We start from the raw sequence: 10,807 nt of genomic DNA, 5'->3' as shown, positions 1-10,807 counted from the left end.
GCCCTTCCGGAAGGCGAAGACCTCCAGACAGCGCACAACTCAGCACTAACGGCTACCGATGCCCTAGCGCCTACAAACTCAAAAAACACCACTCGCTCAACCTTCTGTCGTACCAGTCCGCCTTCAGTTTATTTCTGACTCTTGCGCTTTAGGTATTATGGTATACCATCATACACAAACCCACCGCATCCCAATGGAGCAGCCATGAGTTTCGAAATCCGCAAGATCGTCAGCTATGTAGAAGAAACCTTTATTGAAGGCGGCAAGGCCTCTGACACCCCGGTCACTATGGTGGGGCTGGCTGTTGTCCTGAAAAACCCGTGGTTGGGTCGCGGTTTTATCGAAGACCTGAAACCGGAGATCCGTGCTAACTGTTCGGATCTCGGTGCGCTGATGGTGGAGCGCCTGGTCGGCATCATTGGCGGTGCAGACAAGATCGAAGCCTACGGCAAGGCGGCCGTTGTCGGTGCTGACGGTGAGATCGAACACGCCTCGGCCATCATCCATACCCTGCGCTTCGGCAATCATTACCGTGAAGCGGTCAAGGCAAAAAGCTACCTGAGCTTTACCAACAAACGCGGCGGGCCAGGCACATCGATTCAAATCCCGATGATGCACAAGGATGACGAAGGTCTGCGCTCGCACTACATCACCCTGGAAATGAAAATCGAAGATTCGCCGCGTGCCGACGAAATCGTCGTAGTCCTGGGCTGTGCAGATGGCGGGCGACTGCACCCACGCATCGGTAACCGTTACATCGACCTCGAAGAACTGGCGGCCGAGAAAGCCCAGTAATCACGACGTGCCAATCAAACAAAAGGTATGCAGGAGCGCTCCATGATTCGGCTCACCGCTGAACGCACCCCGGCTGGCACCAGTTATCTGGCGACCGGCCAAGGCCAGCCTGTGGTTTTGATCCACGGCGTGGGCCTGAATAAAGAAATGTGGGGCGGGCAAGTTGTTGGCCTGGCCACGAACTACCGCGTGATCACTTATGACATGCTAGGACACGGCGCCAGCCCGCGCCCGGCCGCCGGCACGCCGCTGTTGGGCTATGCCGACCAGCTGCTGGAACTGCTCGACCACCTGCAGCTGCCCCAAGCCACGGTGATCGGCTTTTCCATGGGCGGCCTCGTCGCCCGGGCACTGGCCCTGCATTACCCCGAGCGCCTCAAAAGTTTGGTTGTACTGAACAGCGTGTTCAACCGCAGCCCCGAGCAGCGTGCCGGCGTGATCGCCCGCACCGCCCAGGCCGCCGAGCACGGACCGGATGCCAACGCAGAAGCGGCGCTGTCGCGCTGGTTCAGCCGCGAATACCAAGCGGCCAACCCGGCACAGATCGCGGCACTGCGCGAAACCCTGGCGGGCAATGATCCCCAGGGCTACCTCACGACTTATGAGCTGTTTGCCACCCAGGACATGTACCGCGCCGACGACCTCAAGACCCTGCGTGCACCAACCCTGGTCGCCACTGGCGAACTCGACCCAGGCTCAACCCCGGAAATGGCGCGCCAACTGGCTGATCGCATTCCCGGTGCCACCGTTGCGGTGCTGGCCGAGCAACGGCATATGATGCCGGTAGAATCGCCGCGCCTGGTCAATCAGCTGCTGCTGGGCTTTCTTGACACGGTGTACGCCCAAAATAATCCAATAAAGGGGATCGTTGCATGACGCTTGAACGCTTCCAGATGTGCATCGGTGGTGAATGGGTCGATGCCTTGTCCGGCAAGACCTTCGACAGTCTCAACCCGGCGCTGGCCGAACCTTGGGCGCAACTGCCCGACGCCGATGAGGACGATGTGGAGCGCGCTGTACAGGCAGCGCAAACCGCTTTCGACAGCCCTGCGTGGCGCGGTCTCACGGCCACGGCGCGGGGCAAATTGCTGCGCCGCTTGGGTGATTTGATCGCCGAGAACAAAGAGCAACTGGCCCAGCTGGAAAGCCGCGACAACGGCAAGCTGATTCGCGAAACCCGCGGCCAGGTCAGCTACCTGCCCGAGTTTTTCCACTACACCGCAGGCCTGGCCGACAAGCTTGAAGGCGGCACCCTACCGCTGGACAAGCCTGATCTGTTTGCCTACACCGTGCACGAAGCCATGGGCGTAGTCGCCGCGATCATTCCGTGGAACAGTCCGCTGTACCTGACAACGATCAAACTCGCTCCTGCCTTGGCAGCGGGCAATACCATTGTGATCAAGCCGTCGGAACACGCCTCGGCGACCATCCTCGAATTGGCACGACTCGCGCTGCAGGCCGGTATTCCGCCGGGCGTGGTCAACGTGGTCACCGGCTACGGCCCGAGCACTGGCGCCGCCCTCACCCGCCACCCGCTGGTGCGCAAGATCGCCTTTACCGGCGGCGCGGCCACCGCTCGCCATGTGGTGCGCAGCAGCGCGGAGAACTTCGCCAAGCTGTCCCTGGAACTGGGTGGCAAGTCGCCGAACATTATCTTTGCCGATGCCGACCTGGACAGCGCCATCAACGGTGCGATTGCTGGCATCTACGCGGCATCCGGGCAAAGCTGCGTGTCCGGTTCGCGGCTGCTGGTGCAGGACGAAATCTACGACGAATTCGTCGAGCGCTTGGTAGCGCGCGCCCAACGCATTCGTATCGGCAACCCCCAGGATGACGCCAGTGAGATGGGCCCCATGGCCACCGCGCAGCAATTGGCGGTGGTCGAAGGCCTGGTGGCTGACGCCATCGCAGAAGGCGCACACCTGCGCACCGGCGGCAAGCGCCCGCAGAATCTGGGTGAAGGCTGGTACTACGAGCCGACGCTGTTCGAGTGCGACCGCAACTCGATGAAGATCATGCAGGAAGAAGTGTTCGGCCCGGTGGCCTCGGTCATCCGATTCAAGGACGAAGCTGAAGCCCTGGCCATCGCCAACGACTCGCAGTTCGGCCTCGCCGCTGGCATCTGGACCCGCGACCTTGGCCGCGCCCATCGCCTGGCACGAGACGTACGCTCAGGCATTATCTGGGTCAACACCTACCGCGCAGTGTCAGCGATGGCGCCCATCGGTGGCTTCAAGAATAGTGGCTATGGACGCGAAAGCGGCATCGATTCGGTGCTGGCCTACACCGAGCTGAAAACGGTGTGGATCAACCTGTCCCAGGCGCCCATGCCTGATCCTTTTGTGATGCGCTAGGAGAACACTGCCATGATCGAACCCGGCATTTACAAAGACGTGATGAGCTCGTTCCCGTCCGGTGTCACGGTGGTCACCACCCTTGACCCGGACGGCGGCATCGTCGGCATTACCGCCAGCGCATTCAGTGCGTTGTCGATTGACCCAGCGCTGGTGCTGTTCTGCCCCAACTATGCGTCGGACACCTACCCAATACTGCGGGACAGCAAGCGCTTCGCGATCCACTTGCTGTCCGCCGACCAGACTGCCGAAGCCTATGCCTTCGCCGGCAAAGGCAAGGAAAAATCCAAGGGCATCGAGTGGCACTTGAGCGAGCTGGGCAACCCGCTGTTGGCCAAGGCCACGGCGATCATCGAATGCGAGCTGTGGCGCGAATACGACGGTGGCGATCACGCGATCATCGTCGGCGCGGTGAAAAACCTGATCCTGCCGGCGCAACCGGTGACGCCGATGATCTATCACAAGGGCAAGCTGGGGCCTTTGCCAGCCCTGGCCTGAGGCACGCAGGGGGTCGTGAGGGTTTGTCGCTTAAAGGACGCCGCGTGATAAACTCGCCGACAATTTCGGTCCCTGATCGGCCCCCAGTTAACCGTTACATACAGAGCAGACCCCATGAAACGCCTGCCACTCGACGACAGCTTCAAGGTCAATCACAACCCGGTCACCCTGCGGGAAATCGTGCTGGAGAAACTGCGCAGCGCGATCATGAATTTCCAGCTGTTACCAGGCGACCGTCTGGTGGAGCGCGATCTGTGCGACCGCCTCGGCGTCAGCCGCACCTCGGTGCGTGAAGCCTTGCGTCACCTGGAATCCGAAGGCCTGGTGGAATTCGCCGATGCCAAAGGCCCGCAGGTGGCGATCATCACCCTCGCCGACGCCGTCGACATCTATGAACTGCGTTGCGTACTCGAAGGCTTGATCGTGCAGTTGTTCACCCTGCGCGCCAAGGCCAAGGACATCAAGGCCTTGGAAAAAGCTCTGGACGATAACCGCAAAGCCCTCAAGGATGGCGAATTGCAGCAGGTGATCGACTCTGTGCAGGGTTTCTACGACGTTCTGCTGGAAGGTTCGGGCAACCACGTCGCTGCCACCCAGCTGCGCCAGTTGCAGGCGCGTATCAGCTACTTGCGTGCTACCTCGGTGTCCCAGGAAAACCGCCGTGGCGCCAGCAACCAGGAAATGGAGCGCATGGTCGAGGCGATCAAGAGCCGCGACCCACTGGCCGCCCACCAGGCCTGTGTCGATCATGTGCGCGCCGCCGCAGCCGTGGCCCTGGACTACCTCAAGCGCAAACAGGAAGAGACTGGCAAGCTGCCCGAGATCACCCTGCCCATCGCCCTCAAAGAACCGCGCATAGGTCACTGACCATGTTCAGCCCCAGCTTTTGCCCGAAATGCGGCGGCAGTGACTTAGGTCACCAGCTGCCACCGGGCGATACCCATGAGCGCCTGATGTGCCGGGGCTGCGGCTATATCCACTACATCAACCCCAAGATCATTGCCGGCTGCATCATCGAGCAGGACGGTAAGTACCTCTTGTGCCAACGGGCTATTCCACCCCGCCCAGGTACCTGGACATTGCCCGCAGGCTTCATGGAAGGCGGCGAGACCACCGAACAGGCAGCGTTGCGCGAGGTATGGGAAGAAAGCGGTGTGCGGGCGGAAATCGTCTCGCCCTACTCCATCTTCAGCGTACCGAAGATCAGCGAGGTGTACATCATCTTCCGCGCCATTGCGCTGGAGATCACCGGGCAATTCGGGCCGGAAACCTTGGGCTACAAGTTCTTCGCACCCGAGGACATTCCTTGGGAAAGCATCTACTACCCGGCGATCCGGCAGATTCTCGAACGCTATATCGAGGAACGCCAGGCCGGGGTGTATGGCATCTACATCGGCAATGATGACAGCGGCAAAATCCATTTCATCCGCTGATCTCTAACCCCAACACCGATCAAAAGTGGGAGCTGGCTTGTATGCGAAAGCGGCGGCAAATCCAACATTTTTGTTGAGTGACACACTGCAATCGCAGGCAAGCCAGCTCCCACAATCTGATCGGTGTACACCCAAGATCAGGGCGCCAACCCTTCCACAATAATGATCTGCGCCTGCGCCACGCCCTCGCGATGGGCCTTCGCGTCCTGATACTCCTTGGACTCAAAACAGGCCACCGCCTGCTCATAGCTATCGAACTCAATCACCACATTGCGCTCCCTTGCTGGCCCGCCTTCCAGCGCAATGCTGCGCCCACCCCTGGCCAGGAACCGCCCTCCATACTTTGCAAACGCAGCTGGGCCGCGGCTGGTGTATTGCGTGTACTGCTCGGCATCCGCCACATCGACATGGGCAATCCAATAAGCCTTCATCATGACATCCTCTTATTCGAATTTTGTGGTATACCATAATACATACAACCAACAATTCGAGCACCTCAATATGAGCTTCAACAGCATCGCAGAAATCATCGAAGACTACCGCCAGGGCAAGATGGTGCTGCTGGTGGACGATGAAGACCGGGAAAACGAAGGCGACCTGTTGCTGCCCGCTGCATACTGCACCGCCGAGACTATCAGTTTCATGGCCCGCGAAGCCCGTGGCCTAATCTGCCTGACCCTCACCGACGAACATTGCCAACGCCTGGGCTTGGAGCAGATGGTGCCGAGCAATGGCAGCGTATTTAGCACCGCGTTTACCGTGTCCATCGAAGCCGCCACCGGCGTGACAACCGGCATATCCGCCGCTGACCGCGCACGCACCGTGGCGGCGGCAATCGCGCTCGATGCTGGCACTGCCGATATTGTGCAGCCGGGGCATATCTTCCCGCTGCGCGCCAAGGACGGCGGTGTCCTCACGCGCGCCGGCCACACCGAGGCGGGTTGCGACCTGGCACGCTTGGCCGGGCACACACCCGCCTCGGTGATCGTCGAAGTGATGAACGACGACGGCACCATGGCTCGTCGCCCCGACCTGGAAATTTTCGCGCGCAAGCACGGCATCAAGATCGGCACCATCGCCGACCTGATCCACTACCGCCTCAGCACAGAACGTACCGTAGTGCGCATCGGCGAACGCGACCTCCCAACGGTGCACGGCACTTTCCGCCTGATCACCTTTGAAGACCGCATCGACGGCGGCGTGCACATGGCCATGGTCATGGGCCAGTTGCACCGTGATGAGCCCGCACTGGTACGCGTGCATGTCATCGACCCGTTGCGCGATTTGGTAGGTGCCGACTACAGCGGCCCGTCCAACTGGACGCTATGGGCCGCGTTACAGCGCGTCGCAGTTGAAGGCACGGGTGTGGTGGTGGTGCTGGCCAATCATGAGTCATCCCAGGCGCTGCTGGAGCGCGTGCCGCAACTGACTCAGGCCCCTCGCCAATTCAGCCGCTCGCAATCGCGCATTTATTCGGAAGTCGGCACCGGCGCGCAGATTTTGCAGGACCTCGGGGTGGGTAAGCTGCGCCACCTAGGACCACCGCTCAAATACGCAGGATTGACCGGTTACGACTTGGAAGTGGTGGAGAGTATTCCCTTCGTTTCATGACGTCTGCCAGATAGCCGGTATGGCAAAATGCTTGCGCAAATGTTGGAATACCATAATATGATATTCCAAAGGCCGAATGACTTTAAAAGCGTCATCCGGACCGATTGCTCCCGATAGGCGGGCACTCAAAAGCCCCGCTCATAAACACAACAATGAGGGCGTAAAAATGGTGTTGAACAAACATGTCAGCGCATTCCTGTTCGCGGGCTTACTGGCAACTGCTAGCCATGCGGCAATGGCGGCCGATAGCGTGAACTTCGTCAGTTGGGGCGGCAGCACCCAGGATGCTCAGAAACAGGCGTGGGCCGACCCTTTCAGCAAAGCCAGCGGGATCACCGTGGTGCAAGACGGCCCTACCGACTACGGCAAACTCAAAGCCATGGTCGAGAGCGGCAACGTGCAGTGGGATGTGGTGGATGTGGAGGCGGACTTCGCTTTGCGCGCCGCAGCAGAAGGTCTGCTCGAGCCACTGGACTTCTCGGTGATCCAGCGCGACAAGATCGACCCACGCTTTGTCTCCGACCATGGCGTCGGCTCGTTCTTCTTCTCCTTCGTGCTGGGCTACAACGAAGGCAAGCTCGGCGCCGGCAAGCCACAAGACTGGACCGCACTGTTCGACACCAAGACCTACCCCGGCAAACGCGCCCTGTACAAATGGCCAAGCCCCGGCGTGCTCGAACTGGCGCTGCTGGCCGACGGCGTCCCTTCCGATAAGCTCTACCCGCTGGACCTGGATCGCGCCTTCAAGAAACTCGACACCATCAAGAAAGACATCGTCTGGTGGGGCGGCGGTGCGCAGTCGCAACAGCTGTTGGCTTCTGGCGAAGTCAGCTTGGGCCAGTTCTGGAACGGTCGCATCCACGCGCTGCAAGAAGACGGCGCACCGGTGGGTGTAAGCTGGAAGCAGAACCTGGTGATGGCCGACATCCTCGTCGTACCTAAAGGCAGCAAGAACAAAGCCGCCGCAATGAAGTTCCTGGCCAACGCCAGCAGCGCCAAGGGCCAGGCTGACTTTTCCAACCTGACCGCTTATGCACCGGTGAACATCGACAGCGTGCAGCGCCTGGACTCAGTCCTGGCACCGAACCTGCCGACGGCGTACGCCAAGGACCAGATCACCCTTGATTTCGCCTACTGGGCCAAGAACGGTCCGGCCATTGCGACACGGTGGAATGAATGGCTAGTCAAATGAAAATGACGGCAACCACACCGACCGGGGGCGCCATTGGTGCCGCCGGCGCGGTTTCGGGCAAAGCCGTTTCGCCCTCCCTGGCCCGGCGCTGGAAGGGTTCGAGCAACCTGATTCCCGCACTGCTGTTCCTCGTCTTGTTTTTCCTTGCGCCCCTGATCGGCCTGCTGCTGCGCGGCGTGCTGGAGCCGGTGCCTGGGTTGGGTAACTACGAGGCCTTGTTCGCCAACTCAGCCTATGCCCGCGTGCTGCTCAACACCTTCTCGGTAGCTGGACTGGTGACTCTGTTCAGCCTGTTGTTGGGCTTTCCCCTGGCCTGGGTAATTACCCTGATGCCACGCGGATGGGGCCGCTGGACCCTGAGCATCGTGCTGTTGTCGATGTGGACAAGCCTGCTCGCCCGCACCTATTCCTGGCTGGTCTTGCTGCAAGCCTCCGGGGTGATCAACAAGGCGCTGATGGCCATGGGTATCATCGATCAGCCGCTGGAGATGGTGCACAACCTGACCGGGGTGGTGATCGGCATGAGCTACATCATGATCCCGTTCATCGTGCTGCCGTTACAGGCGACCATGCAGGCCATCGACCCAATGATCCTGCAGGCCGGTTCGATCTGCGGCGCGGGCCCCTGGACCAACTTCTTCCGGGTGTTTTTGCCGCTGTGCCGACCGGGGCTGTTTTCGGGTGGCCTGATGGTGTTTGTCATGTCCCTCGGTTACTACGTCACCCCTGCGCTGCTGGGTGGTGCGCAGAACATGATGTTGCCAGAGTTCATCATTCAGCAGGTCCAATCGTTCCTCAACTGGGGCTTGGCGAGTGCCGGTGCTGCGTTGCTGATCTTCATCACGTTGGTGCTGTTCTACTTCTATCTGAAGCTTCAGCCGGAATCCCCGGTTGGCGCCAGCAACGCGAGGTAAGCCATCATGCTCCTGACTCCGAATGCCATGAGCCGCAGGATGCGCCTCGGCCTCTACGCCACCACCGGCATTATCGGGCTGTTCCTGTTGTTGCCGATCGTGTTTATCGTGCTGTTGTCGTTCGGTTCGTCCCAATGGCTGGTGTTTCCGCCGCCGGGCTGGACGCTGAAATGGTACGGCCAGTTCTTTTCCAACGCCGACTGGATGAACGCGGCAATGGCCAGCCTTAAAGTGGCCGTGCTGACCACCGTGTTCGCCGTGGCGCTAGGTTTGCCGACCGCGTTTGCCCTTGTACGCGGGCGCTTTCCTGGCCGCGAACTGCTCTACGGTCTGTTCACCCTGCCGATGATCGTGCCGCTGGTGATCATCGCCGTGGCGGTGTACGCGTTGTTTCTCAAGCTCGGGTACACCGGCACGATGTTCGCCTTTGTGGTCAGCCATGTGATCGTTGCGTTGCCGTTCACCATCATCTCGATCATCAACTCGCTAAAGCTGTTCGATCAGTCGATTGAAGACGCGGCGGTGATCTGCGGCGCCTCGCGCTTGCAGGCGGTGTTCAAGGTCACCTTCCCGGCGATCCGCCCCGGAATGGTGGCCGGTGCGCTGTTCGCCTTCCTCGTCTCATGGGACGAAGTGGTGCTCAGCGTGATGATGGCAAGCCCGACCCTGCAAACCCTTCCCGTGAAAATGTGGACCACCCTGCGCCAGGACCTGACGCCTGTGATCGCCGTCGCCTCGACGCTGCTGATCGGCCTGTCGGTACTGGTCATGGTGATCGCCGCCGTCGCTCGTCGACGCACCGAAACCCGCGCTTGAGCGCTGAGGATCAAGACATGAGTGCAGTGATCAAAGATGCAGCACAGAACCCTGGCCAACCCCTGGTTAGCCTGCGTAACCTGAACAAGTACTACGGCGAATTTGCCGCCGTAGATAACATCTCGCTGGACATCCAGGACGGCGAGTTTCTCACCTTTCTCGGCTCGAGCGGCTCGGGCAAAAGTACCACCTTGTCGATGCTTGCCGGCTTCGAAACACCGAGCAGCGGCGAGATCCTGGTGGGCGGCCAGTCGCTGGTCAACGTACCGCCGCACAAGCGCGACATTGGCATGGTGTTCCAGCGCTACTCGTTGTTCCCGCACCTGTCGGTGCGCGACAACATCGCCTTCCCTCTGGCAATTCGCAAACTCGCCAGTGCCGAACGTGAGAAACGCGTCGACGCCATGCTCAAGCTGGTGCAGTTGGAGCAGTTCGCCCATCGCCGCCCTTCCCAACTCTCTGGCGGCCAGCAACAACGCGTGGCCATCGCCCGTGCGCTGGTGTACGAACCACGAATTTTGCTGATGGACGAACCCCTCGGGGCCCTCGACAAGAAGCTGCGTGAAGACCTGCAGGACGAACTGCGCCAACTGCATCGGCGCCTGGGCATCACCATCGTCTACGTGACCCACGATCAGGAAGAGGCCATGCGCCTGTCCCAGCGCATCGCGATTTTCAGCCACGGCAAGATAGTGGGATTGGGCAGTGGTTTTGATTTGTATCAGAACCCGCCGAATGCGTTCGTCGCGTCGTTCCTTGGCAACTCCAACTTCCTCAAGCTCAAGGCCCAGGGCAATGCGGTGGCGTCGTTTGAGGGGCAATCACTGTCGATCCGCCTGACCAGCGGGCTGCATATCGATCAGGATGTGCTGCTGATGGTGCGCCCGGAAAAAGCCCTGGCATTGAGTGTCGAACAAGCCGTAGAACAGCCGCTGGCGGCGGGCTGGAATGAAGTGTCAGCCATTGTAGGCGAAGTGCTGTTCCTCGGTGAAAGCCAGACCTGCACCGTGAAAACCCTCGGCGGCACCTCGATGACGGTCAAGGCATTGTCCGCCGCCGGCATGCCGCTCAAGGCTGGCGACCCGGTGCGGGTGCGTTGGGCCACGGCAGATGCGTGTGTGTATACCGAGTGGGCTGAAAGCGATCTGAACAAGGCGGCTGGGGCTCATTGATCGGGCGGGCGGCCGGAGGCGG

General features: G+C 60.5%; 12 protein-coding genes. 11 read left to right on the top strand and 1 reads right to left on the bottom strand.

Annotation, left to right across the window (positions count from 1 at the left end; all coding sequences use genetic code 11):
- Positions 1–204: 204 nt before the first annotated feature.
- From AU074_RS09595 to AU074_RS09570, 6 genes are all read left to right on the top strand, one after another.
- Positions 205–795, top strand: coding sequence for an amino acid synthesis family protein (locus AU074_RS09595; protein ID WP_076014508.1), 591 nt, complete (start codon positions 205–207; stop codon positions 793–795).
- A gap of 42 nt (positions 796–837) precedes the next feature.
- Positions 838–1,671 carry an alpha/beta fold hydrolase gene (locus AU074_RS09590; RefSeq protein ID WP_076014507.1) on the top strand — a complete coding sequence of 278 codons (834 nt, stop codon included), beginning with the start codon at positions 838–840 and terminating at the stop codon, positions 1,669–1,671.
- The gene (locus AU074_RS09585; protein ID WP_076014506.1) at positions 1,668–3,149 is read left to right on the top strand and encodes an aldehyde dehydrogenase; all 1,482 of its coding nucleotides are present in this window, start codon (positions 1,668–1,670) and stop codon (positions 3,147–3,149) included. The genes AU074_RS09590 and AU074_RS09585 overlap by 4 nt, the downstream gene beginning before the upstream one ends.
- A gap of 12 nt (positions 3,150–3,161) precedes the next feature.
- Positions 3,162–3,647, top strand: a complete 486-nt coding sequence (locus tag AU074_RS09580) for a flavin reductase family protein (RefSeq protein WP_076014505.1) — start codon at positions 3,162–3,164, stop codon at positions 3,645–3,647.
- A gap of 114 nt (positions 3,648–3,761) precedes the next feature.
- Positions 3,762–4,514 (top strand): GntR family transcriptional regulator, encoded by a 753-nt coding sequence (locus AU074_RS09575; protein WP_076014504.1) that lies wholly within the window; start codon positions 3,762–3,764, stop codon positions 4,512–4,514.
- 2 nt (positions 4,515–4,516) lie between these two features.
- Complete coding sequence (locus AU074_RS09570; protein ID WP_076014503.1) at positions 4,517–5,080, top strand: NUDIX hydrolase; 564 nt, start codon at positions 4,517–4,519, stop codon at positions 5,078–5,080.
- Between the two features lie 137 nt (positions 5,081–5,217).
- Here AU074_RS09570 and AU074_RS09565 read toward each other — a convergent pair whose 3' ends face one another.
- Entirely contained in the window at positions 5,218–5,511 is a 294-nt protein-coding gene (locus tag AU074_RS09565; protein ID WP_076014568.1) for a DUF1330 domain-containing protein, read from the bottom strand.
- Between the two features lie 70 nt (positions 5,512–5,581).
- Between AU074_RS09565 and ribBA the strand changes: the two genes are divergently transcribed.
- The 5 genes from ribBA to AU074_RS09540 all read left to right on the top strand — a co-directional run bounded on the left by ribBA (position 5,582) and on the right by AU074_RS09540 (position 10,785).
- Positions 5,582–6,691 carry a bifunctional 3,4-dihydroxy-2-butanone-4-phosphate synthase/GTP cyclohydrolase II gene (ribBA, locus tag AU074_RS09560; RefSeq protein WP_076014567.1) on the top strand — a complete coding sequence of 370 codons (1,110 nt, stop codon included), beginning with the start codon at positions 5,582–5,584 and terminating at the stop codon, positions 6,689–6,691.
- A gap of 166 nt (positions 6,692–6,857) precedes the next feature.
- Complete coding sequence (locus AU074_RS09555; protein WP_076014502.1) at positions 6,858–7,883, top strand: polyamine ABC transporter substrate-binding protein; 1,026 nt, start codon at positions 6,858–6,860, stop codon at positions 7,881–7,883.
- A complete protein-coding gene (locus tag AU074_RS09550; protein WP_076014501.1) occupies positions 7,880–8,797 on the top strand; it encodes an ABC transporter permease in 918 nt (305 codons plus the stop codon). The genes AU074_RS09555 and AU074_RS09550 overlap by 4 nt, the downstream gene beginning before the upstream one ends.
- 6 nt (positions 8,798–8,803) lie before the next feature.
- Positions 8,804–9,613, top strand: a complete 810-nt coding sequence (locus AU074_RS09545; protein ID WP_076014500.1) for an ABC transporter permease — start codon at positions 8,804–8,806, stop codon at positions 9,611–9,613.
- Between the two features lie 17 nt (positions 9,614–9,630).
- On the top strand, positions 9,631–10,785 hold the full coding sequence (locus AU074_RS09540) for an ABC transporter ATP-binding protein (RefSeq protein ID WP_076014499.1): 1,155 nt from the start codon (positions 9,631–9,633) through the stop codon (positions 10,783–10,785).
- Positions 10,786–10,807: the final 22 nt, after the last annotated feature.

Origin of the sequence: Pseudomonas sp. ATCC PTA-122608, assembly GCF_001952855.1 — a bacterium.
Taxonomy (GTDB): domain Bacteria; phylum Pseudomonadota; class Gammaproteobacteria; order Pseudomonadales; family Pseudomonadaceae; genus Aquipseudomonas.
This window is presented reverse-complemented; position numbering and strand designations above follow the sequence as displayed.

Excerpts from the sequence above, each read along its gene's own strand:
- AU074_RS09595 (WP_076014508.1), top strand. The coding sequence starts at position 205 with ATGAGTTTCGAAATCCGCAAGATCGTCAGCTATGTAGAAGAAACCTTT.
- AU074_RS09590 (WP_076014507.1), top strand. The coding sequence starts at position 838 with ATGATTCGGCTCACCGCTGAACGCACCCCGGCTGGCACCAGTTATCTG.
- AU074_RS09585 (WP_076014506.1), top strand. The coding sequence starts at position 1,668 with ATGACGCTTGAACGCTTCCAGATGTGCATCGGTGGTGAATGGGTCGAT.
- AU074_RS09580 (WP_076014505.1), top strand. The coding sequence starts at position 3,162 with ATGATCGAACCCGGCATTTACAAAGACGTGATGAGCTCGTTCCCGTCC.
- AU074_RS09575 (WP_076014504.1), top strand. The coding sequence starts at position 3,762 with ATGAAACGCCTGCCACTCGACGACAGCTTCAAGGTCAATCACAACCCG.
- AU074_RS09570 (WP_076014503.1), top strand. The coding sequence starts at position 4,517 with ATGTTCAGCCCCAGCTTTTGCCCGAAATGCGGCGGCAGTGACTTAGGT.
- AU074_RS09565 (WP_076014568.1), bottom strand. The coding sequence starts at position 5,511 with ATGAAGGCTTATTGGATTGCCCATGTCGATGTGGCGGATGCCGAGCAG.
- ribBA (WP_076014567.1), top strand. The coding sequence starts at position 5,582 with ATGAGCTTCAACAGCATCGCAGAAATCATCGAAGACTACCGCCAGGGC.
- AU074_RS09555 (WP_076014502.1), top strand. The coding sequence starts at position 6,858 with ATGGTGTTGAACAAACATGTCAGCGCATTCCTGTTCGCGGGCTTACTG.
- AU074_RS09550 (WP_076014501.1), top strand. The coding sequence starts at position 7,880 with ATGAAAATGACGGCAACCACACCGACCGGGGGCGCCATTGGTGCCGCC.
- AU074_RS09545 (WP_076014500.1), top strand. The coding sequence starts at position 8,804 with ATGCTCCTGACTCCGAATGCCATGAGCCGCAGGATGCGCCTCGGCCTC.
- AU074_RS09540 (WP_076014499.1), top strand. The coding sequence starts at position 9,631 with ATGAGTGCAGTGATCAAAGATGCAGCACAGAACCCTGGCCAACCCCTG.